Here is a 25,521-nt window from a genome sequence, read left to right as displayed (position 1 = left end):
TGTGTTGCAGCAATGTCACGGGTTCCATTTGGTATAGAAAGGACACGGAACAGATCAGAATGGGCATAGAGCAATTACTCGAGAAGGCCGGGGCATATATCAAAGAACCCGATCTGGTGCGCATACGAGAAGCTTACGAATTTGCTGATCAGGCCCACCATGGACAGACGCGAAAATCGGGAGAACCGTATATTCTGCATCCGCTTGCGGTTGCCGACATTGTTGTGAACATGCAGATGGACACCATCTCCATAATAGCAGCGCTTCTTCATGATGTAGTAGAGGATACTACGGTCTCACTTGAAGAGATCCGCAATCATTTCGGCAATACGTGTGCCATGCTTGTTGACGGCTTGACGAAGCTGGAACGTATTCAGTTCCGCTCCAAGGAAGAACAGCAGAACGAGAACTACCGCAAAATGTTCATCGCCATGGCGCAGGACATCCGTGTCATCGTGATTAAATTGGCTGACCGTCTGCATAATATGCGGACACTCAAGTTTCAGTCGGAAGAAAGCCAGCGCCGGATTTCATATGAGACGCTGGAGATTTTCTGTCCGATTGCCAACCGCTTGGGTATCTCTGCGATCAAATGGGAAATGGAGGACATCGCCCTCCGTTATTTGAATCCGCAGCAATATTACCGCATTGCGAACCTGATGCACAAAAAGCGTGCGGAACGTGAGCAATATATTGATACGGTTATGGATGGAATTACGAACAAGCTCGATGAGATGGGTATTCAGGCAGACCTTTCGGGCCGCCCGAAACATATCTACAGCGTGTTCAAGAAAATGACCACCAAGAACAAGCAGTTTAATGAAATTTACGATCTGCTTGCTATTCGTATTATTGTGGATAATATCAAGGATTGTTATGCTACCTTGGGAATTATACACACACTATGGAAACCGATGCCTGGACGCTTTAAAGACTACATTGCGATGCCGAAGGCTAATATGTATCAATCGCTGCATACAACGGTAGTTGGTCCCAATGGCGAACCAACGGAAGTACAGATCCGGACATGGGATATGCACCGGACTGCTGAATTTGGTATTGCTGCCCACTGGGCCTACAAAGAAGGCGCTGCGAACGGAAATCATTTTGAAGATAAGATTACATTCTTCCGTGAAATTCTTGAACTTCAAAACGAAGCACAGGATGCATCAGAATTTGTAGAGTCACTCAAAATGGATTTCTTCTCAGATCTGGTATTTGTATTTACACCAAAAGGAGAAGTCATCGAATTGCCAATTGGCTCTGTTCCTTTAGATTTTGCTTATCGAATCCATACAGAGGTTGGTAATCGGACCATTGGTGCCAAAGTGAATGGTCGAATTGTTCCGCTCGATTATCATCTGAAGACAGGCGATATCATCGAAATTTTGACGTCCAAACATTCTTACGGACCGAGCCAGGACTGGCTGAAAATTGCAAAATCTTCTCATGCACGAGCGAAGATCAAACAATGGTTCAAGAAGGAACGCCGTGAAGAAAACGTTGAAAAAGGTCGGGAGAGCTGTGAGCGTGAACTGAAACGCATGGGGCTTGATCCTTCTGCGTGGATGACGGATGACAAGTTGATGGAAGCTGCCAAAAAATATGCGTTTAACGATATTGACGACATGCTTGCAGCTGTTGGCTTCGGTGGGATCACTGCTGCACAGATCGTAACCAAAGCAACTGAAAAACTGCGCAAAGAGCAGGAAGAGTCCAGTTTGCTGGAATTAAATTCCGAGATGCGCGAGCTGAAACCTGCACCTGAACGGAGAAATCGACCAACCAACGGCATTCGTGTCAAGGGCATCGATAATCTGCTTGTTCGATTTGCACGATGCTGTAATCCTGTGCCTGGGGATGACATTATCGGATACGTTACACGCGGACGCGGCGTTTCCGTGCACCGTAGTGACTGTCCGAATATTCCGACAAGTGCAGACGGAGAAGAAGCAGCACGTGTGATTGAGGTCGAGTGGGAAGAGAATATCGAAGCGAGTTACAGTGTGGATATTGAGATTACGGGCCATGATCGGAATGGCTTGCTTAACGAGGTACTTCAGGCTGTATCGGAAAGTAAAACCAATATTTCTGCCGTTACCGGACGGACAGATAAAAATAAATTAGCATTGGTGCACGTCACAATTCTGATTCGTAATACGGATCATCTGCAATCCGTTGTAGATCGGATCAAACGAGTGAAAGATGTCTATTCGGTGCATCGGATTATGCAGTAAGGAGCCTGTAAGATGAGGGTGCTTGTACAACGCTGTAAAGAGGCTCAGGTGACCGTGGGAGACGAGCTTACCGGTAAGATCGAATCCGGATTAATGCTGCTCGTGGGCATTACCCATGAGGACACCGAGAAGGATGCTCAGTATCTGGCTGACAAAATTAGCGGGTTACGGATATTTGAAGATGATCAGGAGAAGATGAATCTCAGCCTGCTTGATGTAGGCGGTGCTGTATTGTCTGTTTCCCAGTTCACCCTGTATGGGGATTGTCGCAAAGGAAAGCGTCCGAGCTTTGCGGCTGCGGCCCGGCCTGAAGCGGCAGAATTGTTATATGAAACGTTTAATCAACTTTTACGGGATAAAGGTATCCAAGTTGAAACCGGTCGTTTCGGAGCAATGATGGATGTAACATTTACCAATTGGGGACCTGTGACTTTGATGCTTGAAAGTCCGGTTCGTCAGGAACCACGTGCATAATTTCTTCGGGATCAGGCCATAATGAAGGATAATTCGTTGATGACTATTTCATGATCAAAGGAGTATCCATCCAATTATGCGCCAATCTGCGAAAGAAACACGTATCCGTACAGAACCCTTGTTACTCCCTGGCAACCTGTATGAATCATTGCATCTTGCCCGTGCGGCTGCTGAGTGTGTTGCAACGATCTGGGCACTTGAGGATTCCGACAAAGGGAAACAGAGTCATCTTCCGCGATCTTGAATGTTTACACATGTGTATTGAAACATCTGAAATTTGGATTATACAGATTCTGAAAAAGTCCTGATTCCTTACGGAATCAGGGCTTTTTGTCATGAGTTGATCCTTCTAAGTATTTGTTTGACAACTTGGTCACAAAATGAAATTACATCGAATTGTTATAAATTGCTCTGGTGAGGGTAATAACAAAACGAGGCACAATGAAGTGCCAATGTACTGCAAGGCCCGATTCATAAAGAAAGTTCGAACACGGAAAGGAGAACATACGTTATGAGTAAAGTTGCTTTTTTATTGGCGAATGACTTTGAAGATTCGGAGATGCAGGTCCCGTATGACGAAGTAAAAAAAGCTGGACATGAAGTGGAGATTATCGGATTAAAAGCCGGTGAGACCCTTAAAGGTAAAGGAGGAAAGGCCTCCTATACCACAGATAAGGCAATCGCTGATGCATCCGCTTCAGAGTATGATGCAGTCGTGATTCCTGGTGGATCATCCCCTGAGAATTTGCGAAGTGATGCGCACATCTTGAAGTTTGTCACCGAGATCAACAGTGCGAAGAAACCAATCGCAGCGATTTGCCATGGTCCACAGATTTTGGCTAGTGCCGGTCTGTTGAAAGGCCGTACCATTACATCCTATCCACCACTTAAGGATGACATGGTAAACGCAGGAGCAGAGTTCAAGGATCATGAGGCTGTTGTGGATGGAAACTATATTACATCTCGCACGCCTGATGATGAGCCAGCGTTTGTACGTGAACTGCTAAAAGTGATTTAACTTCACCCAGTTTTAACTGACATACATTGATGTATTTTAACTACGTTACATCGTGACGTTTATAAACTTCACGTTTGCATTTCATTCCGAAAAAGGAGGGTTTGACATGACAAAACATATTCAGGCGTATTTTCGAACCGAAGACGAGGCGGAGGGAGCAAGAACTTCACTTCAGACGTTCCGTACAGAGCATTTGGAAGTAGGTCAACTCGATAGTGCGATAGGTAGAGACACGCGTGTTATGGTACCACTGGTGCCATATAATACTGCGGGTGGTGTAGGCACTAACGGAGCAATGGGTGTAGGCGCAGCCCCAGGCGTTCCAGCAAGTGAAAATGTGATCCCCGTGGTAGCCAATGTGGATCGTGATGCAGATCGTGATTCTCGTGACAGAGTGAATGAGGATGGAGACCTGATGCATGCGGCGGACGTGTCTTCGGCCGATTATGATGATCTGCACTATGTTCTGTCTGCCAAAGTAAGGGATGAGGATTATGACGAAATTGTTCATAAGCTTCGTTCCAACCATGCCTATGTGGAAGATTTGAATTAACGTGTAGATACCTCTTTGCCCTTGCACTGCTTGACTACAGAGTCGAGCAATGTGCAAGGGCTTTTAATTATAAATATATAAAAAAAGTAAAATATAAAGCGCTATCATTTTTGTAATATTACTGTAATATTAGTTACATAAGCCTTTAACATAGTGGGCTTATAATAACACACATGACCCCCTTTTTTTATATATCTTTTGAGCCTGCACACCGTGTGCAGGCTATTTTTTTGGGGTGAAAATGTATATGTTTTGTGTAAAGCTTACCCCTTTATATAAATTTTGCTAGAATAGAGGAATGGATTCGAATATATTAAAGCCAGTTGTTTCATAGTTAAGCTTCATTGGATGGTACATCAAGCATTTAACGTTTGGGCTCAGGCGAATGCAATCCAACGATAGCGTGTATGAGGAACACATCGCCAGAGAGATCCGTCTTATTCCACATGAACAGTATAAAAGGAGTTTCAGGTTAGTCTTAAATCCTTCTAATACTCGTAGAAACGCCCCCCGTCCTTATACAAGGGCGGGGTAGCCGTTCTGCTTGCTCGCTGGAAACTGCAAGTTATATAGAATGCCTGGTACGAGAAATGGCACCTAAATGTTAATGCAACTGTGTTCTCATACAACTGGCTAGTGACAGATTTAAGGGGGAATTAGTTTTGAGTAAGGTTGGAAGAAATGAGTTATGCCCTTGCGGAAGCGGGAAAAAATATAAGAAATGCTGTCTGAATAAGGAGTCCTCACCCGCAGAATCTATACTGCGCCTGATATCAACGGAGCAGCCTGTCCAAGAAGCTACAGTTCAGCCTGAGAGTAAGCTGACTCTGACCAAACTGAATAGGATGGTAACGGAAGAACTGAAATGGGAACATCCGGCTCACGAACAGCTGGCCCTGGAGCTAATTGAGAACATGCGGAATCAATACGAGGGAGAGCTCATTTTGGAAGCTCTGATGTTATGGAATGGTTATTCACGCCAGACTCGCCCCACTGTGAAGAAGACAGGCTCCTTCTGTGCTGCAATTGAGTATTTGCTGTCCGAGGAATACGGCTTCAATGTCTCAAAAGCTGAAATGGCCACTAAATATGAGGTGACGACAGGTACGATCTCCCGGAAGGTCAATGAGATGTTCAGTTACATTGAAGAATACGGAATGGGCGGCGAAACGGACGAGCTAATGGTGCTGAACGGTCCAGGCACACCGAAGGACAAAGCGGAGGCTCTGCTACATAAGGCGCGGGAAGCCAGTTCTGCCAAACGCAGAATACAACTGGCGAAAACAGTGCTGGAGGTGTATCCCGACAGCTCGGATGCATATCTTATTCTGGCTGAGGAATCGGACAATGAGTCAGATGCACGGGCTTACCTCAAGGCCGGAATCGCTGCTGGTGAACGCGAACTGGGTGAACTGTTTTTTGAGAAGAACAAAGGGGACTTCTGGGGGCTTCAAGAGACTCGGCCATATATCCGGATATGCAAAAGCTACGCGGAATCTTGCTGGTTTGGTGGAGATAACCAAGAAGCGGCACAAACCCTGGAGCATATGCTGGAACTTAATACGGAAGACAATACCGGTGCACGTTACCTGCTCGCTGCTGTATATTTGTACAGCAACCAATTGGAGCAGGCAGAACAATTGATGACGAAGTATGGAAAAGGTGGCGCCTCAACTGCCTTTGCCTATGACCAGATCATTCTGGAGTATAAGAAGAATGGAATCACTTCCCAGCTCAAAATGCTGTACCGAGTGGCTCGGGGGATGAACAAACATGTGCCGGATTACCTGCTGGGTTTGAAACGCCTGCCGCATAACCTCCCTGATTTTGTCGGAATGGGCGATTCCAACGAAGCGATCGAATATGTCATTATGCATTCCCGTCTGTGGGCGAGCATGCCTGATCTGCTGAAGTGGATGCTGAAACAATAGAGTCATGTAGCGATTGGAGTTGGAATCCATTTGATGAATCCAGCTTCTTTCAGCCATAATTTAAATGGTACTCCTCATCCCGTGCGGCGTGTGAGTAAAATTTTTTTAATGCTATCTTTTCATGTTAACCCTTGACTTTAGCACTGCGGTTCATTACAATCAGAAAATAATACGTTGACTATAGTCAATACAAGTCGATTTTTGAACTATATTACTGATTTGATGACGGGACCAAGTACTCCGTGCCCACATGACCAGAGAGGAATCCCTAGGCTGTAAGGATTCTCTTGATGAACGGACGAATGACTTCCCCGAGAACAGACGGCGAACATGGCAGACATGATCTGTTGACCAGTAGCCGGCCTGCGCAGGACGTGCGTTACACGTAGAGCGGAATATCTGCTTGATCAGGGTGCACTAGGCAATCCTGAATCACCAGAGATTACCTGAACGGCTAAAGTGTCAGGTTTCCGGAATGTGGGTGGTACCACGGGTGAATGTATATTACACAATCTCTCGTCCCTTTGTTTGCTGTATATACAGCGACAGGGCGAGGGATTTTTTTGTTATATAAGTTGATTCTAACTTTTATACCATAACGGAGATTGTAGAACCAATCTGTAGAAGCGAAGCGTTCGCCTTTATCCCCGGATTTTCACATTGGAAAATTAATTCAAAAAATCTGGGGATAACAGCGATCGAAAGATGGTACTACAATCGGAGTGGCCAAGTGTAACATTTCTGGAATTACTTTTAGAGAAAAAAATCAATGCTGGAGGGATCAAGATGGCTTTTCAAAAACCGACGGGAACGCAGGACTTACTGCCTGGAGTTGTCGAGAAATGGCAGTACGTAGAAGAAAAAGCACGAGATCTGTGTCGACGGTTTAATTACCGCGAGATTCGTACACCGATCTTCGAACAGACTTCTTTGTTTGTACGCGGTGTTGGAGAGACTACCGATATCGTTGAGAAAGAAATGTATACCTTTGATGACAAAGGCAATCGCAGCATGACTCTTCGTCCAGAGGGAACAGCTGGTGTTGTCCGTGCGTATGTAGAGAATAAAATCTACGGGGAACCGGATGTGAGCAAGTTGTATTACATCGGTCCGATGTTCCGGTATGAGCGTCCGCAGGCAGGCCGTCAGCGTCAGTTCCACCAGTTTGGTGTAGAAGCCATCGGTGCGCTGGACCCGGCAATTGATGCCGAAGTTATCGCACTGGGCTACCAGTTGTGTGTAGAGCTCGGCTTGAAAGATGTTAAAGTGGAGATCAACTCCGTTGGTAATTCGACCAGCCGTGCAGAATACCGCGAGACGTTGCTTGGGTTCCTCAGACCAATGAAAGACAGTCTATGCAAGGATTGTCAGTCCCGCATGGAGCGTAATCCGCTGCGTGTACTCGACTGCAAAGTCGATCAGGACAAATTCGTAGGGGCACCGTCCATATTGGATAGCCTGGATGAGGAGTCCTTAAGTCACTTTGCCAAGCTACAGGCATACCTGGATGATTTCGGAGTAGATTATGCTGTGAACAATCGTCTGGTACGGGGCCTGGATTATTACACGCTGACTGCATTTGAATTAAAAGCCCAAGGGATTGGAGCAATTGATACGGTTGGCGGCGGTGGCCGGTACAATGGTCTCGTTGGAGATATCGGCGGACCTGATCAGCCGGGCATCGGCTTCGGTATTGGTTTGGAGCGCATTCAACTGATTCTGGAGCACCAAAATATTGAGGTTACTACGCTGGCTCCACTTGATGTGTACTTTGTTGCTCTGGGAGAGGCTGCTGATCGTGAAGTAAACCGACTGTTGTTCAAACTTCGTCAGTCTGGACTGTCTGGGGAACGTGATTATCTGGGCCGCAAGATGAAAGCACAGATGAAATCAGCTGACCGTTTCAAATCCCGCTATACTGCCATCCTTGGTGATGACGAGCTGGAGCGTGGTGAGATCGCCCTCAAGTCGATGGATACGGGTGAGCAACAAACCGTGAAGCTTGATGATCTGGTAGCAGCCATTCGCGAAGGTAAATAAGCACGAACTGTAACATGAAGATTAAAACTTTCGAGTAACACAATTGATCCGGCAAAATTAATGAGGTTCACCGACGATTCCAATGAATTGGGAGTTGGTGAGTCACAGAGGTTACATGCCTTTTCGAATACATGGTCTACACGTAACCGGACTGTTGAAGAGCAGGTACTAACTGCCCATACAGAACGGAAATTCACATAATGAGGAGTTTGGTTATGAAAAGAAGTCATCATTGCGGCGCATTAACACCCGCACACATCGGTGAAACAGTAACATTGAACGGTTGGGTTCAAACCCGCCGTGACTTGGGAGGCGTACTCTTCATCGATCTGCGTGACCGCAGCGGAATTGTACAAGTTGTCTTCAACCCGGCTTATTCCGGTGAAGCTTTGCAAATCGCAGATCGCGTACGTAGCGAGTATGTTATCGCTGTAACAGGTAAAGTCGTTAAACGTGATGCAGAAACAGTGAACAAAAACCTGCCTACTGGCGAAATTGAAGTTCAAATTACTGAAATTGAAGTGCTGAACGCAGCCAAAACACCTCCATTCTTCATTGAAGATGGTGTTGAAGTGGATGAATCCCTTCGTTTGAAATATCGTTACCTGGACCTGCGTCGTCCGGAAATGTTCGAAACACTGAAACTGCGTTCCAAAGCTTCCAAAGTGTTCCGTGACTACCTGGATGGAGAAGAGTTCGTTGAAGTGGAAACACCGATCCTGACGAAGAGCTCCCCGGAAGGTGCGCGTGATTATCTCGTACCGAGCCGTGTGCATGAAGGTGAATTCTTCGCCCTGCCACAATCCCCACAAATTTACAAACAATTGCTGATGGTCGGCGGACTTGAGCGTTATTATCAGATCGCTCGTTGTTTCCGGGATGAGGATCTGCGTGCAGACCGTCAACCCGAATTCACGCAAGTCGACATCGAGACTTCTTTCCTGCAACAGGATGACCTGCTGCCAATGATGGAAGAACTGATGGCCAAATTGTTACGTGAAACAAAAGGCATTGAGCTGGAACTGCCTTTCCAACGGATTACGTATGCAGATGCAATGGGTAAATACGGTTCAGACAAACCAGATCTGCGCTTTGGTATGGAACTGGTTGAAATGAACGATATCGTAGCGAACAGTGGTGTAAAAGTATTTGCTTCCGTCATCGAAAAAGGTGGAGAAGTGAAAGTGCTGAACGCTAAAGGCTGTGGTACATGGAGCCGTAAAGAGATCGATGATCTCGGACCATTTGCTGCACGTTACGGTGCGAAAGGTCTGGCTTGGATTCAAGTGAAAGACGGTGAGTTCAAAGGGCCAATCGTGAAGTTCTTCACGCCTGAAGAAATCGAAGCTGTTAAAGAACGTACTGGTGCTGAAGATGGCGACTTGCTGCTCTTCTCCGCAGACACGAAAAAAGTGGTTGCTGACGTTCTGGGCGCACTGCGTCTGAAAATTGGTCGTCAACTTGGATTGATCGATGACAGTAGATTCAAATTCGCTTGGGTTGTGGACTTCCCACTCCTCGGATATGATGAAGATGCGAAACGTTATGTGGCAGAACACCATCCGTTCACACGTCCAAAAGATGAAGATGTACATCTGTTCGACACGGATCCGGGTGCAATTCGCGCTCAAGCCTATGACCTTGTTCTCAATGGTTATGAAGTAGGTGGCGGTTCGATGCGTATCTACAAACGTGATGTTCAGGAAAAAATGTTTGCTGCCCTGGGACTCTCTACAGAAGTAGCGAATGAGAAATTCGGCTACCTGCTGGAAGCATTTGAATACGGAACACCACCACATGGCGGAATTGCCTTTGGTCTTGACCGTTTGGTGATGTTGCTGGCGGGCCGCACGAACTTGCGTGAAACGATTGCCTTCCCGAAAACAGCAAGTGCAACGGATCTGCTGATGAATGCACCTTCCGAAGTGGATGACTCGCAATTGGAACAACTTCATATCCGCGTAGCCCGTAAACCGGTAGCGGAAAAGAAATAAAGGAGGCATCGATTCTCAATGCTCCATCAATTTTCAAGAACAGAACTTGCGATCGGACCTGAAGGTCTGGACGCATTGAAAAATAGTACAGTCGCTGTGCTCGGTATTGGCGGCGTAGGTGGTATTGCTGTAGAAGCTCTTGCCCGTAGCGGTGTGGGGCGCATCATCCTGATTGATAAAGACGTCGTGGATATCACCAACATCAACCGCCAGATTCATGCGCTGACCACGACAGTGGGACAGAAAAAAGCGGACCTGATGGTGGAACGTGTGAAATTGATCAATCCGGAATGTGATGCAATTGCACTGAATATGTTTTACACGGAAGAAACGTATGAGGAACTGTTCAAATATGAACTGGATTATGTGCTGGATGCATCCGACACGATTATCTACAAAATCCATCTCATTAAAGAGTGCCTGAAACGTAAAATCCCGATGATTTCGAGTATGGGTGCGGCGAATAAAATGGATCCAACGAAATTCCAGGTTGCGGATATTTCGAAAACAACCATGGACCCGATTGCCCGTGTTGTGCGTACCACACTTCGTAAAGACGGCATCAAAAAAGGTGTGAAAGTGGTCTTCTCGACTGAAAAGCCGATGAAACCGCGCGAGGACGTAACACAAAAAATCGTTCCAGAGAATGCTCCGGAAATTCGTAAGGCTAAACAGCCACCTGCGAGTAACTCATTCGTGCCTCCGGTAGCCGGACTGATTATGGTTAGTGTTGCGATTAAGGATCTGTTAGAAATTGCAGAGAACAAGCAGCAGTAACTTGCTGCCAACTGAAGAAGCGTGGATGCTGATAAGGCATCTGCGCTTTTTGGTGTGATCATACTTCGCAAGACGGAGCGGATGGGACGTCAATCGTCTATGATAGCCGAACTGTATCCCTAGATAAATGTCAGAGTTACGTCATGTACTTCAAAGTCAAAACCGTGTATGATATTCACTGCTGCGCGAAATGATGATACATACATAAATAATTTGCGGCCATATAAGTTGAATAAGATTTACACAAGAACGAAGAGGACAGAAGAAACCTGAAGAAGCAGAGCGTTCGCCTAAAAGCTTTCTGAAAGAAAGCTACATCGGAAGCATACGCTATCACCAGATTCGTACATTTAAAAAATTTAAACAAAAAATCTGGGGATAACAGCGATCGGAAGGTTGTTCAGTCCGCGTAGTGGTGGAGTGTAAATACTCAGTTATTCAGCCTATATAGAGAGAGGGGAATAGAACGAAATGAAACACGGATGGATGGCCAGACGTCTTGGCATGGAGCCAGGAGACCAGTGGAAAAAGGAAGTTGTGGCGGGAGCCATTTCCTATTTTGCCGTGGTCTATATCGTTATGGTCAATGCTACAATTCTTTCCGATGCCGGAATGCCTTTGCAGGCAGCTATGGTTGGAACCCTGCTGACATCCATTGCAGGCTGTTTGCTCATGGCATTTGGCGGAAAATCACCAATTATCGTTGTACCCGGAATGGGGATTAATGCATTTTTCACGTATACACTCGTACATTCCATGAAATTAAGCTGGCAAGAAGCGCTGGCCGTTGTAACCGTTACAGGTATACTGTTTGCCATTGTTGCGTTTACTTCTCTATACAAAATGATCAGCGAAGCCATTCCCAAAAATCTGCAGCATGGTATTACGGTGGGGATTGGTTTGTTCCTCACATTTATTGGTTTGCAAAAAAGTGGAATCGTTATCGCGCATCAGACGACGTTTGTCGCGATTGGTCACTTTAATGATCCGAATGTCATTACAGCCTGCGTTACGCTGGTGCTGGCCTTGATTTTATTTATCCGTAATGTGCAAGGCGGACTTCTAATTAGTATTTTGGTCGGGACAGGTCTTGCCTATGTACTTGGAGCAGTGAACCCGGGTGAATCCGTATCAGCGATGGATGCGCTGCGTCAATATGGCGGTTTGTTTGGTGAATTGTCCTTGATGAAGCTGGCTGATGTAGCATTCTGGATCGCGGTATTTTTGCTGCTGCTGATTGTGGTGTTCGAAAATATCGGTTTAATTACAGCTCAGACACAGATGATTGGTCGTCCGGAGCGATTCAAGGGAAGTCTGCGGGCACTATCGATTAGTACGGTGCTGGCAGGCGTATTCGGAAGCAGTCCTCCTGTTGCTGCAGCCGAGACTACAGCCGGAATTGCGGCAGGCGGACGCACAGGGTTAACTCCGCTCGTTACAGCCGTGCTGTTTGGGGCAACCTTTTTCTTCATCCCGCTGCTTGGTTATATTCCAGACAGTGCGATAGCACCCATTTTGATCATTATTGGTGGCCTGATGGTGCAAGGTGTGAAAGATATGGATTTTGGTGACTTCACAGAGGCTTTTCCCGCATTTCTGATCATGGTCATGATTCCATTTACATATAGCATCGTGGACGGGATGGCGTTTGGATTTATTGCCTATCCACTCGCGAAGCTGGCAGCAGGTCAAGGTAAACAAGTGCCTGTGGTCATGTATGGCATATCCATCCTCTTTTTGGCCAATTTTGTGTTGCATGGAGTTTTGTAAAACTGTGTTATACAACAAAAGGCAACGTCATGTAAGTTCATACGTATGATCTCTGGTGAGACGATGGAGAACGGGAGGAACGGGAATGGAAGAACAGCAGCAAGCAGAGCAGAAGGAACCGAAAGTAGGAAAAAAGGGATTTAAGGATTTCGTCAAGTTGATCGCTTCCACGAACCCGCCAAAACTGATCCTGATTCTGGCCCTCATCCTGACCTTGATTCAGACGACGGCCGGACTGATTGTGCCACTGATGACCAAAGGTCTGATTGATGGACTAACCACTTCGGCACTGAACAAATCGGTTATTTTATTGTTGCTCGGTGCATTTGTGATTCAGGCGATTGCCTCGGGCATCAGCATCTATATGTTAAATTACGCAGGACAACGTGTGGTGGCAACGCTTCGTACCAAGCTGTGGAACAAGGTATTGTCACTGCGAATGCCGTATTTCGATCGCAATCGCACAGGCGATACGATGAGCCGGATTACCAATGATACAAGCCAGATCATGACCTTGATCGCGGATTATCTGGTTTCCTTTGTGTCGAACATCGTTGCCGTTGTAGGCGGAGTGGCGTTACTATTTTATTTGGATTGGGTGATGTCGCTCATTATTCTGAGTCTGGTGCCACTTACGCTGTTGATTCTTCTGCCAGTGGGTAAGAAGATGTACAAGATCTCCAAGAAACAGCAGGATGAAATGGCAGGTCTTACGTCCGTGCTCAGTCAGGTTATTGGCGAGATTCGCTTGGTGAAGGCCTACGGCACGGAGAAACAGGAATCGGAAGCAGGGGGTTCCCGAATTCGTAAAATGTTTGCTTTTGGTTTGCAGGAAGCACGCATCCTTGCTCTAATCGGTCCCTTGTTTACATTTGTCATGACTGCCGTACTGGTCGTTATTCTGGGTGTGGGGGGAATGCGCGTAGCGTCTGGACTGTTGTCGCCGGGTGAACTGGTCGCGTTCATATTGCTGTTGTTCCAGGTCATTATGCCAATGGGGCAATTCACAACACTATACTCCCGTTTGCAAAAAGTTGTAGGTGCAACAGAGCGCATACAAGCTATCCTTGCCGATGAGGAAGAGCCAAATCACAGCACCAAGGTAGCGCCAAAAGGAAATGAGACGATTGCATTCCATGATGTACACTTTTCCTATGTCACAGGTGAGGAAGTGTTGCACGGAATCAATCTGACGGTACCTACACGTAAAGTGACAGCGATTGTTGGTCCAAGCGGTAGCGGTAAGTCAACACTGTTCTCTTTGATGGAGCAATTCTATATGCCCGATTCAGGCCATATTTCGTATGGGGGACAAGCGATAACGGAATATTCTTTGTCTTCTTGGCGCAGTAAGATCGGGTATGTGTCTCAGGAAAGTCCCCTCATGGCGGGTACGATCAAAGACAACATCACGTACGGATTAGGTCGTGAGGCCACGATGGATGAGATCCGGCGAGCTGCTGAGATGGCCTATTCTGCCGACTTTATAGACAAGCTGCCACAGGGTTATGATACAGAAGTTGGAGAACGGGGGATCAAATTGTCAGGTGGGCAGCGTCAGCGGATTGCCATTGCACGAGCGCTGCTACGAAGTCCAGACATTCTGATGCTGGATGAAGCAACCTCCAGTTTGGACAGTACTTCGGAATACGAAGTGCAGCAGGCCTTGTCCAATTTGATGGAGGGCCGAACCACAATTGTTATTGCCCATCGGTTATCTACCGTTGTCGACTCCGATCAAATTGTCGTTTTGGAGCACGGACATGTTACGGGAACGGGAACTCATGCGGAGTTGGTCAGTACCCATCCGGTATACCGTGAACTGGCGCAAAAACAGTTTGTGGCACAGGAAGGTCAAAATTGAAATCAGAACTAGATCGATTACTTTTTTTAAAAGATAAGGTTCAAATATAGTTTAAGTTAAGACCGTTGTTCATTCGTTCAGTACGAGCGTGACAACGGTTTTCTTGTATGAGTTCATTCAGATTGCTGTAGCTTTTTCCACATCAATATGATATAGTGGGTATCCTTTTGCGGCGTCAGTGATTGGCGATGCAGAGCAAAACATATTCTTAGGAGGTAACTGAAACATGTCAGACAGCTTTCAAAGTGCCTATCAAGAAGAAGAGTACAGGTTAGAGCGAACGATGGAGGAAGTGGACAGTCAGTTAGAACGACTGCAAAATATTCCGGTCTATACCGGCCACGACTTCACAGAACAAGTGCTGGAAGCTGGACGCGAAGAGCGCCGCACCGCCTTGTCCAAGAGCGCGCAGCAACCCTATTTCGGACGCTTGGATTTCGAAGAACAGGGCAGTGGTGCACGGAAACCGCTGTATATTGGCAAAATCGGCGTAGACCGCGAAGAGGTGGGAGAGCATCCGCTCGTCATCGATTGGCGTGCTCCTGTCGCCAGCCTGTTTTACTCATTTACTGGAGGCGAAGCCTCCGCTACGTATGAAGCCCCGGAAGGGCTTATTGAAGGTCTGGTATACCTGAAACGAAACGTTGTCATTCGGCAGCGGATATTGGAACGTGTGGCGGATACATACAACCGTGACAGCGACCAGCCAGCGGTATCAGATGAATTCCTCGTTTATCGTCTGGGAGAGAACAAGGATAACAAACTGCGTGATATCGTATCTACGATTCAGGCGGAGCAGGATCTGATCATTCGTGCGGCGAGAAACACCGCATTGATCATTCAGGGTGTGGCTGGATCCGGGAAAACAACGGTTGCCCTGCATCGGCTGGCCTTTTTGCTGTATCAGTACAAGGAGCAGGTATCTGCGGAGAAAATGGTTATTTTTGCACCCAACCACATGTTCCTGGATTACATCTCGGATGTGCTCCCGGAACTCGGAGTAGGGGACATCCAGCAGCGGACATTCCCGGATTGGGCGATGAACCTGCTGGGGTTGGAGATGCCTTTGGCGAATACGTCGGATACGCTCAACACATGGTTCGAAACACCAGATGCACGGCCTGAATTGAATGATGATGTACCTGGACGTTACAAAGGATCGATCCGTTTCATGGAGCTTATTCGAGAGTGGTTGTCGGGGATGGAAGCGGATTCCGTACCGGATATGGACTTCAGTCCATGGGATGGTAAGATGCTCAGCAAGATGGAGATTGAGAACTGGTTCGGTGAGGAATACAAACATTATCCGCTGGCCAAACGCAAAGAACGGGTTATGGCGCGGGTTCACCGCTGGATTGAGATGGAACTTAAGAAACCGATGCCAGAAGCTGTGCGCAAAGAACGCAAGAAAAAAGCGTCTACTCGTGAGAAAGCTTATGCCAAAAAATGGCCTCAATACGAGCCGCTTACGTTATATAAACAGCTGTTCAAAGCTGCAAAGGGCGGCTCTGTGCCAGCCTCGCTCAGCGAGCTTATTCCAAAACTAGTCATGAAACAAACAGCAGCAGATCTGAAGCAGGATATCGTCCGTGAAGAGGATCTGCCTGCATTGGTATACATTCATACATTGGTTCATGATATTGAGGGTTCGGAGCGGTTCGATCATGTCGTGATCGATGAAGCGCAGGACTTTTCCCCTTTTCATGTGGCGTTATTGGATCAGTTCGTCAAAGGGCACTCATTCACCATACTGGGTGACTTGTCCCAAGGGATTCATGAGTACCGTGGTGTTCATGCGTGGGAAGAGATGAGTTCTCTGTTTCCTGAGGAACAGAATGCATACTTTGCATTGACCCGAAGTTATCGTTCAACGATGGAAATTATCGACTATGCCAATACGATTCTGGAACGTGGTGTCAAGAGCGGAATTACGGCGATTCCTGTTTTCCGTAGTGGTGATCCGGTTCGGACATTGGCTTATGGAGGCGAAGGGCGGACGGCAAGTCTGGAGCAGGCTTTGAAGGTGTTAACTGTCAAAGACTACCGAACGGTCTCCATCTTGACCCGTACACTGCATGAAGCAGAGGAACTTCATCGTGAATTACAGGCCGCAGGCTGGGATCTAAACCTGATCGACGGTGGCAAAAAGCAGTACACGGGGGGACACTCCGTTTTACCAGTTTATCTGTCCAAAGGGTTGGAGTTTGATGCCGTTATCGTGGCAGACGTAGATCAGAAGCATTATTTGCCGAATGCCGGTGATGCAAAGCTGTTGTACGTTGGTTGTACACGGGCCTTGCACGAATTGTGGCTCTTCCATGATGGTGATATGCCAGAATACGCGGCTGCAACACATAATCCCGAAGGCGAGCCCGTAACCATTCAGGGTTGGCCAGAGAGCGACACCAAATAACCTGAGTGCAGGATAATTAGTTCGCAAACGTAGATCAGGCTACCAGAGCTTGGGTGGATAAAGTTTGCTTAACCAATAAAGGGCATGGCGTTCATGGGAAAGTCCCATAAGCGCATGCCTTTTTTGCTTTTGTATGCGAAATGATTCATCTGCCAAGGAAGAACGATGAAGAAGTTAAGGGTCATGTTACGCTATTTCTCAATCTGGATGAGCGACGGTTTACTAGGAATATGCCAACACCAATAAATAAACCACCTGCCAATGCAAACCACTGAACGTGCTCTCCCAGCAAAAACCAACTCGACATTACACCAAAGAACGGTGCCAGGAACAGATAGGAACTGGTTTGGGCTGGGTCACTATTCTGAAGCAGATAAAACCAGAGTGAGAACTGAATGATGGAGCAAACAAGCGTTAACCAGAGCAGCGCCATAACCGAAGTGGTATTGACCATAAAGTGAGGCTGTTCAGCCCATACGCTCAGCAGAAGAAGCGCAGCACCTCCCGCGAGCATCTGATAGGCTGTTAAGACAAAAGTATCGTAGCCATCGCCCCAGCGTTTGATGAGTAATGTGGATACGGCAAAGGAGATCGCACCACCAAATCCAATCCAGGTTCCAGGACTAAAGCTCATCTGCCATCCAAAGGTTAACATAATCCCGATGAAACCGAGTATAACACCGATCCACTGAATGAAACGGTAGGTCACTCTATATAAGAGAGCACTGAGGATAATGACCAGCAACGGATTGGTAAACGTAATAATGGCCGATTCACCGGATGTAATCCAGTTCATGCTGTAATAGGCGCAGCCCATCACTCCTGCGGATTGGAACAGGCCAATGAGGATTATTTTCAACCAAGACTGCCACTGGGTAGGTAATGGGCGTTTGCGTAGATACCAGGCCATCAATCCACCAGCCAGTACATAACGTATACCCATGAGCAGGAAAGGTGGGGCATATAACATGCCGATCTTGCCAACTGGAAAAGAAGTACCCATGATTAGCGTTGTCAAAATGATCAATAGTGTATATTTTAATGGTTTTATGATCCGGGTATCTTTATCATGACTGGAGCTCATAACGTCTGTCCGCTATCTACAGTAATGAGCTGCCCGGTCATGGATTGCTGTTCCAGCGCAGCACAGATCATGTGTGCGATATCTTCAGGTGAGGAAATATGCTGTAATAACAATTCTCCGCCTAGACGGTGCATTCGCTCCTCGTTTCCAGCCCACCACCTTGTAGCAACTGCGCCAGGGACGATAGCATTCACCCGAATGTGGGGTGAGAGTGCGTGCGCAAGTGATAAGGTCAGACCATGAACTGCCGCTTTGGAGACGGCGTAAGGGAGGGAGGAGCCCGAACCCGTACTACCTGCGATACTGCCCAGATTTACGATAGAACCACCGCCAGCCTGTCTCATGCCTTCCGTCACTGCACGAGCGCAATGAAACATGCCTTTCACATTCACATCAACCAGCTCATTCCAGACGTCATCTGTAACAGACTCCAGATCGTGCATGGGGATATGGTGCGTGATTCCAGCGTTATTTACAAGTGCAGTGATCGGGCCATAGGTTTCAGTTATAGTAGTGACCATCCGCCGGACATCAAGATCATTGGCAACGTTAGCTTGAACGGCGAATGCATGGCCTCCCATATCCAAAATGTGTTGAACAGTCTCTCTTGCTGCATCTTGTGAGCGGGAATAGTTGACAGCGACCAAGGCTCCGCGTTCAGCGAGCATCTCACTTACAGCACGGCCTATACCTGTTCCACCACCTGTGATCAGAGCAACTCTATTTTTCCAGTATGTCATGCTGAACACTCCTTATCATCTTCCAGTCAGATGACTGGTTTGGGATCTACATGAATTGTAGTCCGGTTTACACATGAAGTATAATGATTGGTAATGAAGCGGATATCATTTTGAATGATGTCAGAGTGGGGGGACCATGGAAAGCGGGGATCTTAGAATATTTCAGTGTGTTGCACAGGAAGGGAATCTGACCAAAGCTGCTTCTAAACTGGGGTATGTTCAATCCAACGTAACGGCACGAATCCAGCATCTGGAAGCAGAAGTAGGTACAACGTTGTTCATTCGTCATAACCGAGGCATGACGTTATCTCCAGCCGGAGAAATGTTGCTGACCTATGCAGATAAAATTATTGGTTTGCTGAATGATGCTTCCAAGGCGCTTCGGGCGACGAGCACACCATCGGGTCCAATGCGAATAGGGTCTACACAAACTGCAGCGGCCGTGCGACTACCTGAACTTTTCGTCAGGTATTATAAACAGTATCCAGATGTCTCCTTGTCACTGGTTACTGGCAATTCGCAGATGCTTATGGATCAGGTTATTGGGTATGAATTGGAGGGAGCATTTATAGGCTGTCCCTGTGATCATCCTGATATCGTTTCTATTCCCATATTTGATGAAGAGCTATTTGTTGTCTATTCTGGTATGGGTCCTACGGAAGAAGATCTTAAGAGTAAACCCATTCTTGTTTACAGTATGGGGTGTTCCTATCGTCAGATTTTGGAGGAATGGTTAGAGGTGGGTGGTGTTACCCGCCCAGTAATAATGGAATTCGGAACCCTTGAAGCGATTATCAGTGGGGTTACGTCCGGCATGGGAATTTCCTTATTACCAGAGATTGTGATTAGAAATCAGATCAAAAATGGATTACTGCGCACGCATACACTTCCCGTAGGTATGAATCGCATGATGACTCATTTTATTACTCGCAAGGATGCCTTTGTCAGCAGTGCACTTCATGCATTTATGGCTATGTTACCGCGAGAGTATGATATGATAGAGAGTGGAGAACCATCAGAAGTGTAATTGTAATCAAGGCAAGGCAATCCGTTAAGGAAGTGATGAGCAATGGATTTATTTTCGTTTCAGCAGGACTCAAAACCACAAGCCAGATTGCTTGCGGACCGCATGCGGCCAGAGCATCTGGATGAATATATTGGACAGGAACATATTATTGGACCCGGGAAATTGCTCCGGCGTGCCATTGAGGCGGATCAGATTTCGTCCATCTTGTTATACGGCCCTCCGGGATGTGGCAAGACAACCCTGGCACATATTATTTCTCAGCAAACGCAGGGACAGTTCGTTCGCCTGAATGCAGTGGAAGCTTCCGTCAAGGATGTACGTGAAGTCATCGAACAGGCGCAAACGAACAAACAGCTGTATGGAACCAAAACCATTCTGTTCCTCGATGAGGTACATCGGTTTAACAGTTCACGTCAGGATGCGCTATTGCCAGCGGTAGAGAAGGGCACGATTATTTTTATCGGCGCGACAACAGAGAATCCCTTTCATTATGTCAATGGGGCCTTGATGAGTCGTTCCACCCTGTTCCAGCTGGAATCACTGAACAAGGAGCATTCCCTTATTGCAATGCGCAGAGCATTGAGCGATGCGGACAAAGGTCTGGGATTCATGGAACTGCAGGCGGACGATGAGGCGCTTGAACATATTGCTACGATGGCCAACGGAGATATTCGGCGTGCGCTTAATGCGCTTGAACTGGCTGCGTTGACCACGCCACCGGAGAAAGATGGGTCCATTCATATTACGCTTGGTGTAGCAGAAGAGTCTATTCGGCGCCCCATTGTTAAGGCGGATGAATCCACACAGTATGATGTACTGTCTGCATTTCACAAAAGTATTCGGGGTTCCAGTGATGCGGCCTTGTTCTGGTTTTTATACGCGGTGGAGAAGCTCGGCATGGACCCGATGACCTTCATTCGGCGTCTGATTGCAGCGAGCAGTGAAGACATTGGACTTGCGAACCCGCAAGCCATGACTCAGGCCATTGGAGCACTTGATGCGTACCGGAATAACGGCTGGCCCGAAGCCAAGCTGAACATCGCACAAGCGATTCTGTTCGCGGTCGAAAGTCCAAAATCCAATGCGGTGTACACGGCTATTTCCAAAGCCATGAACGCAATTGATGAGGTTAAATCGGCAGAAGTTCCGCTTCACTTGCGAGATACGCATTACTCGGGTGCCGTGAAGCTTGGACATGAGGGCTATCAATATCCACACAACTATCCGGGGCATTACGTGAAACAAGAATATTTGCCAAAGCAACTCTCGCGGAGAGTATTCTATGAGGCTACGGAGCAAGGCAACGAATCGAAGATTAGGCTGAACCAACAGCGGCGCAGAGATCTATAAGGTCAGTCAGATCACTCGGGAGATGCACACAACATGAAAGAGCTTTTGTATATAGGGGCGGGTGGATTTCTCGGTACATTAACCCGATATGCCATACAGTTAGCGATACCAACTGTCCATGAGGGGTTCCCTTGGGCAGTGTTGCTAATCAATGCGATGGGCAGTCTTTTTTTAGGGTGGTTCTTTACCATAGCTGTTCCAGGCAAAATAACACCACAACTTCGACTTGCGGTTGGTACAGGTTTTACTGGTGCATTTACGACATTCTCCACGTTTACACTGGATATTGTTCGTTTATCCGAAGGGGGCGAATGGATCAGTGCCGCTATTTATATGATCGTAAGTTTGTTGGCAGGGTTGTTGCTCTGTGCGCTGGGAATGAGCCTTGGACATCGTATGTTGGGAGCACCAAGACAAGAGGGTGATGCCTCATGATCCTGTGGATTGGTTTTGCAGGTGTGCTGGGTGCAGTACTGCGTTACAGTCTGGGCAAATGGGTCTCAGGCTTGCTGGGGACGGCTTTTCCATGGGGGACATGGATCATTAACATCAGTGGTTCACTGTTGCTTGGGTTGTTATACGGGGGGCATCAATCTGCAATGATCTCAGATGGAATCTGGGTGATCTGGGGAACCGGTTTCTGCGGTGCGTACACCACATTCTCCACTTTTGGCTATGAAACGTTAGGACTTATGTGTCGACAACGATACGCAAGCGCGGCGCTCTACGTCGTCAGTTCGGTTGTAGTTGGGGTGTTGGCCTCCTTGGCAGGATTCTGGTTGACTGCATAACGAACTATTTTTATTTTTTTTGCAAAGAAAGCAGGAAAAAAGCCATCCTTCATGGTATACATGAAAGACGGCTTTTTTAATAGGGATACACGGTATTGTGTATAATCTGCATTTTAATGGACAAGCTCTATTATTGCATTGCGGGTACAGGTACTTTTTGCACCTGATCGATCGTACCCCCACCCAGGCAGACCTCTCCGTCGTAGAAAACAACGGCTTGTCCTGGTGTAATGGCTTTTTGCTGCTGGTCAAATTGTACATCTACACTTCCATCTTCCTGCCAGGTCAGTGTAACACCTTGATCCGGCTGACGATAGCGGAATTTGGCAGTACAACGGAATGGCGCATTCGGCATGTGCTCTGTACCAGCAATCCAGTTCACACCCGTTGCGGTTAGACCAGTGGAGTAGAGGCTTGCATGGGCATCGCCCTGAACAACAAGCAGTTGATTTTTCTCCAGATCCTTGTCAGCCACGAACCAGGGTTCACCATTGCCGGAACCACCAATGCCAAGACCTTGGCGCTGTCCAAGCGTGTAGTACATCAGACCGTCATGGCGGCCTTTGACTTCACCGGTCGCGATATCGACCATGTCTCCACCTTTGGCAGGCAGATAGTTACTCAGGAACTCTTTAAAATTACGCTCACCGATGAAGCAGACACCTGTGCTGTCTTTTTTCTTGGCCGTATACAAGCCAGCCGCTTCTGCGATTTTGCGTACTTCCGGTTTGGGCAGATGACCAATCGGGAACATGGCTTTGGAAAGCTGGTTCTGATTGAGTGCATTAAGGAAATACGTCTGATCCTTATTGTTGTCCACACCACGCAGCAGCTTGAATGTGCCATCTTCTTCAATCAGACGAGCATAGTGTCCTGTAGCTACATAATCTGCGCCGAGATCCAGAGCTTTGTTCAGGAATTCACCAAATTTGATCTCACGATTACACATGACATCCGGATTCGGCGTGCGACCCGACTTATATTCATCAAGGAAATAGGTAAATACTTTATCAAAATATTCTTTCTCGAAGTTGACAGTGTAGTAAGGAATGCCGATCTGTTCACATACGCGGCGTACATCCTCTGAATCTTCTTCAGCGGTACAGTGGCCGAACTCGTCGGTGTCATCCCAGTTTTTCATGAAAATGCCGATGACATCGTACCCTTGCTCTTTCAGCAGCAGTGCGGTAACGGAAGAATCGACACCTCCGGACATGCCAACGACGACCCGTGTATTTTCAATTGTTTTGGACATCGTTATCACCATTTCTATATATAAATGTGTTTCGTTTCTTATTCTAGCATAACCGGACTCAAGATACGATACACCCGGCCAATTTTGGATAGTGTCCACCACAGACGCACATTTTGGAATATCGTCAATCTTTCTTTTCCATAAAGCATGCAGATATGTTAACATTAGCTGAGGGTTATGATCGGAATACGGAGGATTAGAAAGTTAAAAATGAGTTCTATGAATCTCTGCTGTGGACAGGTCGTGAAACAGACGGTCATGGACCATAGGATTAAATATAAAGTTTCCAATCGTTTCTGAAAATTGAAAGAGGTGACTCCTTTGAAAATATCGACAAAAGGCCGTTACGGCCTCACAATCATGATGGAGCTTGCTGCCAGAACAGGCGAAGGCCCTACATCACTTAAAAGCATTGCCGAGCGCAACCAGCTCTCGGAGCATTACTTGGAGCAACTGATTGCCCCACTACGTAACGCAGGACTGGTGAAAAGCATTAGAGGTGCTTACGGCGGTTATATCCTTGCGGGTGATCCTGCAACCGTAACTGCAGGCGATGTCATCCGTGTACTGGAAGGGCCAATCTCTCCAGTAGACTTCACGGAGGAAGATGATCCGGCGAAGCGTGACCTATGGTTGCGTATTCGTGACGGGATTGCGGAAGTATTGGATTCCACAACACTGAAAGACCTGATTACCTTCCAGGATCAGGACAAAAAAGACAGCTACATGTTTTATATTTAACAATGACTGCGCTAGCATGACATGCTAACTTACTTGAGCCCCCATTTGGGGGCTTTATCCATGCCTTAACATATGTTCATACAAGGCCTGAGGTTGGTTAGCATTATGAGGCTGTGAAACATATTTCGTAAATGCAAAATAAGATAATTTAACATATAACGGGGTGAAGATAAATGAAACGAATTTATTTGGATCACGCCGCATCGACACCTATGCATCCACAAGTCGCTGAAGCGATGATGAACGTCATGACAGGACAATATGGCAATGCATCAAGTATCCATGCCTTTGGGCGTGAAGCCAAACGGACTGTCAGCGGAGCAAGAGATGTCATTGCGGCGTCTTTGGGTTGTTTCCCGGACGAATTGGTATTTACCGGTGGTGGTACGGAGAGCGACAATCTGGCCATTTTCGGAGCAGTCTCAACAAGGCAGGATAAGGGGAAACATGTCATTACGACCGCCATTGAGCACCATGCTGTTTTGCATACGTGTCAAGAATTGGAGCGGCAAGGTTATGAAGTAACCTATCTATCTGTGGATCATCAAGGACGAATAAATCTGGACGAGTTGCAAGAGGCCATTCGGCCGGATACGGTGTTGATTACCATGATGTATGCCAACAATGAAGTGGGCACTATTCAGCCGATACGTGAGGTCGGTGAGCTTGCACGTAAGCATAATATTCTGTTCCATACCGATGCAGTTCAGGCTCTGGGCAGCCAGGATATTTCCTGTAAGGAATTGCCTGTGGACCTGATCAGCTTCTCAGCGCATAAAATTAATGGACCTCAGGGTGTGGGTGTACTCTATGTACGGAGAGGAATTGTGCTGGAAGCAAGAGCTCACGGTGGGTTGCAAGAGCGTCAGCGGCGAGCTGGTACGGAAAATATCGCAGGTATTACCGGATTTGCAGAGGCTCTCAAGATTGCATCAGCACAAAAGGAGACGCATCGTCAGCATGATTTGGAATTGCGCAAACTTTTGTTGGAACAGCTTGAAATCCATGTGGGGACGGAGCACTTTCATGTGAATGGACACGCGGAGCATACGCTGCCGAACATCCTGAATATCAGCTTTCCGGAAGTGTCCACAGAGACGATGTTAATGAATCTGGATATGGAAGGGATTGCTGTTGCAAGCGGTTCGGCCTGCACTTCCGGTTCACTTGAAGTCTCTCATGTGCTCAAAGCGATGAAACTGCCTGAAACATTTTTACACTCTGCGATTCGATTTAGCTGGGGATTGGGTAATACTACGGAAGAAATCATGATAACCGCCGAAAAAATTGGAACCATTCTTGGACGACTGCGTAATAGACCCTAAGGGGAACTTTACACATGGAACAAAAGGAGGGAAGAAGTTCCATTTCATCGGTTGGATAGAAGCGGTTTTGATGATCGGCGTCTGATTGCCACTCATCAACTTTGGGCATACCTAGCAATAGCGCCGCGCCTATTTAA

At 47.1% G+C, this 25,521-nt stretch carries 21 protein-coding genes; 18 read left to right on the top strand and 3 right to left on the bottom strand.

Annotation, left to right across the window (positions count from 1 at the left end):
* Nucleotides 1-59 precede the first annotated feature (59 nt).
* The 12 genes from NKT06_RS24505 (at nt 60) to NKT06_RS24450 (ending at nt 17,071) form a co-directional block, all read left to right on the top strand.
* Nucleotides 60-2,237 (top strand): RelA/SpoT family protein, encoded by a 2,178-nt coding sequence (locus NKT06_RS24505; RefSeq protein ID WP_253440225.1) that lies wholly within the window; start codon nt 60-62, stop codon nt 2,235-2,237.
* 12 nt (nt 2,238-2,249) lie between these two features.
* Nucleotides 2,250-2,711 (top strand): D-aminoacyl-tRNA deacylase, encoded by a 462-nt coding sequence (dtd, locus tag NKT06_RS24500; protein WP_253440221.1) that lies wholly within the window; start codon nt 2,250-2,252, stop codon nt 2,709-2,711.
* A gap of 76 nt (nt 2,712-2,787) precedes the next feature.
* Nucleotides 2,788-2,955: a hypothetical protein gene (locus tag NKT06_RS24495; RefSeq protein WP_253440218.1), complete on the top strand. Its 168-nt coding sequence runs from the start codon at nt 2,788-2,790 to the stop codon at nt 2,953-2,955.
* Between the two features lie 267 nt (nt 2,956-3,222).
* Nucleotides 3,223-3,729: a type 1 glutamine amidotransferase domain-containing protein gene (locus NKT06_RS24490; RefSeq protein ID WP_253440214.1), complete on the top strand. Its 507-nt coding sequence runs from the start codon at nt 3,223-3,225 to the stop codon at nt 3,727-3,729.
* Nucleotides 3,730-3,835: 106 nt separating this feature from the next.
* Complete coding sequence (locus NKT06_RS24485; RefSeq protein WP_253440211.1) at nt 3,836-4,282, top strand: hypothetical protein; 447 nt, start codon at nt 3,836-3,838, stop codon at nt 4,280-4,282.
* 662 nt (nt 4,283-4,944) lie between these two features.
* Entirely contained in the window at nt 4,945-6,213 is a 1,269-nt protein-coding gene (locus NKT06_RS24480; RefSeq protein ID WP_253440208.1) for an SEC-C metal-binding domain-containing protein, read from the top strand.
* Nucleotides 6,214-6,999: 786 nt separating this feature from the next.
* Nucleotides 7,000-8,253, top strand: coding sequence for a histidine--tRNA ligase (gene hisS / locus NKT06_RS24475; RefSeq protein WP_253440205.1), 1,254 nt, complete (start codon nt 7,000-7,002; stop codon nt 8,251-8,253).
* A gap of 215 nt (nt 8,254-8,468) precedes the next feature.
* On the top strand, nt 8,469-10,247 hold the full coding sequence (gene aspS, locus NKT06_RS24470) for an aspartate--tRNA ligase (RefSeq protein WP_253440202.1): 1,779 nt from the start codon (nt 8,469-8,471) through the stop codon (nt 10,245-10,247).
* Between the two features lie 18 nt (nt 10,248-10,265).
* Nucleotides 10,266-11,024 carry a tRNA threonylcarbamoyladenosine dehydratase gene (locus NKT06_RS24465; RefSeq protein ID WP_091020457.1) on the top strand — a complete coding sequence of 253 codons (759 nt, stop codon included), beginning with the start codon at nt 10,266-10,268 and terminating at the stop codon, nt 11,022-11,024.
* A gap of 471 nt (nt 11,025-11,495) precedes the next feature.
* Nucleotides 11,496-12,794: an NCS2 family permease gene (locus tag NKT06_RS24460; RefSeq protein WP_253440199.1), complete on the top strand. Its 1,299-nt coding sequence runs from the start codon at nt 11,496-11,498 to the stop codon at nt 12,792-12,794.
* 85 nt (nt 12,795-12,879) lie between these two features.
* A complete protein-coding gene (locus tag NKT06_RS24455; protein WP_253440197.1) occupies nt 12,880-14,658 on the top strand; it encodes an ABC transporter ATP-binding protein in 1,779 nt (592 codons plus the stop codon).
* 226 nt (nt 14,659-14,884) lie between these two features.
* Complete coding sequence (locus tag NKT06_RS24450) at nt 14,885-17,071, top strand: HelD family protein (protein ID WP_253440194.1); 2,187 nt, start codon at nt 14,885-14,887, stop codon at nt 17,069-17,071.
* Between the two features lie 181 nt (nt 17,072-17,252).
* On the opposite strand, the gene NKT06_RS24445 is transcribed toward NKT06_RS24450, so the two are convergent.
* Entirely contained in the window at nt 17,253-18,155 is a 903-nt protein-coding gene (locus NKT06_RS24445) for a DMT family transporter (protein ID WP_253440191.1), read from the bottom strand.
* The gene (locus NKT06_RS24440; protein WP_253440188.1) at nt 18,152-18,895 is read right to left on the bottom strand and encodes an SDR family NAD(P)-dependent oxidoreductase; all 744 of its coding nucleotides are present in this window, start codon (nt 18,893-18,895) and stop codon (nt 18,152-18,154) included. Before NKT06_RS24440 ends, NKT06_RS24445 begins: the two co-directional genes overlap by 4 nt.
* Before the next feature lie 136 nt (nt 18,896-19,031).
* Between NKT06_RS24440 and NKT06_RS24435 the strand changes: the two genes are divergently transcribed.
* From NKT06_RS24435 to crcB, 4 genes are read left to right on the top strand one after another with little or no spacing between them, the layout of a single operon-like run.
* The gene (locus NKT06_RS24435) at nt 19,032-19,922 is read left to right on the top strand and encodes a LysR family transcriptional regulator (protein ID WP_253440185.1); all 891 of its coding nucleotides are present in this window, start codon (nt 19,032-19,034) and stop codon (nt 19,920-19,922) included.
* Between the two features lie 42 nt (nt 19,923-19,964).
* Nucleotides 19,965-21,272, top strand: coding sequence for a replication-associated recombination protein A (locus tag NKT06_RS24430; RefSeq protein ID WP_076333637.1), 1,308 nt, complete (start codon nt 19,965-19,967; stop codon nt 21,270-21,272).
* 33 nt (nt 21,273-21,305) lie between these two features.
* The gene (locus NKT06_RS24425; RefSeq protein ID WP_253440182.1) at nt 21,306-21,707 is read left to right on the top strand and encodes a fluoride efflux transporter FluC; all 402 of its coding nucleotides are present in this window, start codon (nt 21,306-21,308) and stop codon (nt 21,705-21,707) included.
* On the top strand, nt 21,704-22,063 hold the full coding sequence (crcB, locus tag NKT06_RS24420; RefSeq protein ID WP_253440179.1) for a fluoride efflux transporter CrcB: 360 nt from the start codon (nt 21,704-21,706) through the stop codon (nt 22,061-22,063). The genes NKT06_RS24425 and crcB overlap by 4 nt, the downstream gene beginning before the upstream one ends.
* 130 nt (nt 22,064-22,193) lie before the next feature.
* On the opposite strand, the gene mnmA is transcribed toward crcB, so the two are convergent.
* On the bottom strand, nt 22,194-23,318 hold the full coding sequence (gene mnmA, locus NKT06_RS24415; protein ID WP_253440175.1) for a tRNA 2-thiouridine(34) synthase MnmA: 1,125 nt from the start codon (nt 23,316-23,318) through the stop codon (nt 22,194-22,196).
* 321 nt (nt 23,319-23,639) lie between these two features.
* On the opposite strand from mnmA, the gene cymR reads away from it, so the two are divergent.
* Nucleotides 23,640-24,059, top strand: coding sequence for a cysteine metabolism transcriptional regulator CymR (gene cymR / locus NKT06_RS24410; protein WP_076212458.1), 420 nt, complete (start codon nt 23,640-23,642; stop codon nt 24,057-24,059).
* A gap of 173 nt (nt 24,060-24,232) precedes the next feature.
* Nucleotides 24,233-25,384, top strand: coding sequence for a cysteine desulfurase family protein (locus NKT06_RS24405; RefSeq protein ID WP_253440173.1), 1,152 nt, complete (start codon nt 24,233-24,235; stop codon nt 25,382-25,384).
* The last annotated feature ends 137 nt before the right edge of the window (nt 25,385-25,521 follow it).

The organism is Paenibacillus sp. 1781tsa1 (assembly GCF_024159265.1).
In the GTDB taxonomy this organism is placed as follows: Bacteria; Bacillota; Bacilli; order Paenibacillales; family Paenibacillaceae; genus Paenibacillus.
Note: the sequence above shows the minus strand (reverse complement) of the source record. Positions and strands in the feature narration are given on the sequence as shown.

What these genes read in the sequence shown, in the direction of transcription:
- mnmA (WP_253440175.1), bottom strand. Translation starts at nt 23,318, where the DNA reads ATGTCCAAAACAATTGAAAATACACGGGTCGTCGTTGGCATGTCCGGA.
- NKT06_RS24485 (WP_253440211.1), top strand. Translation starts at nt 3,836, where the DNA reads ATGACAAAACATATTCAGGCGTATTTTCGAACCGAAGACGAGGCGGAG.
- NKT06_RS24495 (WP_253440218.1), top strand. Translation starts at nt 2,788, where the DNA reads ATGCGCCAATCTGCGAAAGAAACACGTATCCGTACAGAACCCTTGTTA.
- NKT06_RS24405 (WP_253440173.1), top strand. Translation starts at nt 24,233, where the DNA reads ATGAAACGAATTTATTTGGATCACGCCGCATCGACACCTATGCATCCA.
- NKT06_RS24450 (WP_253440194.1), top strand. Translation starts at nt 14,885, where the DNA reads ATGTCAGACAGCTTTCAAAGTGCCTATCAAGAAGAAGAGTACAGGTTA.
- NKT06_RS24435 (WP_253440185.1), top strand. Translation starts at nt 19,032, where the DNA reads ATGGAAAGCGGGGATCTTAGAATATTTCAGTGTGTTGCACAGGAAGGG.
- NKT06_RS24460 (WP_253440199.1), top strand. Translation starts at nt 11,496, where the DNA reads ATGAAACACGGATGGATGGCCAGACGTCTTGGCATGGAGCCAGGAGAC.
- NKT06_RS24505 (WP_253440225.1), top strand. Translation starts at nt 60, where the DNA reads ATGGGCATAGAGCAATTACTCGAGAAGGCCGGGGCATATATCAAAGAA.
- NKT06_RS24440 (WP_253440188.1), bottom strand. Translation starts at nt 18,895, where the DNA reads ATGACATACTGGAAAAATAGAGTTGCTCTGATCACAGGTGGTGGAACA.
- NKT06_RS24425 (WP_253440182.1), top strand. Translation starts at nt 21,306, where the DNA reads ATGAAAGAGCTTTTGTATATAGGGGCGGGTGGATTTCTCGGTACATTA.
- aspS (WP_253440202.1), top strand. Translation starts at nt 8,469, where the DNA reads ATGAAAAGAAGTCATCATTGCGGCGCATTAACACCCGCACACATCGGT.
- NKT06_RS24455 (WP_253440197.1), top strand. Translation starts at nt 12,880, where the DNA reads ATGGAAGAACAGCAGCAAGCAGAGCAGAAGGAACCGAAAGTAGGAAAA.
- NKT06_RS24465 (WP_091020457.1), top strand. Translation starts at nt 10,266, where the DNA reads ATGCTCCATCAATTTTCAAGAACAGAACTTGCGATCGGACCTGAAGGT.
- NKT06_RS24430 (WP_076333637.1), top strand. Translation starts at nt 19,965, where the DNA reads ATGGATTTATTTTCGTTTCAGCAGGACTCAAAACCACAAGCCAGATTG.
- NKT06_RS24445 (WP_253440191.1), bottom strand. Translation starts at nt 18,155, where the DNA reads ATGAGCTCCAGTCATGATAAAGATACCCGGATCATAAAACCATTAAAA.
- NKT06_RS24490 (WP_253440214.1), top strand. Translation starts at nt 3,223, where the DNA reads ATGAGTAAAGTTGCTTTTTTATTGGCGAATGACTTTGAAGATTCGGAG.
- crcB (WP_253440179.1), top strand. Translation starts at nt 21,704, where the DNA reads ATGATCCTGTGGATTGGTTTTGCAGGTGTGCTGGGTGCAGTACTGCGT.
- dtd (WP_253440221.1), top strand. Translation starts at nt 2,250, where the DNA reads ATGAGGGTGCTTGTACAACGCTGTAAAGAGGCTCAGGTGACCGTGGGA.
- hisS (WP_253440205.1), top strand. Translation starts at nt 7,000, where the DNA reads ATGGCTTTTCAAAAACCGACGGGAACGCAGGACTTACTGCCTGGAGTT.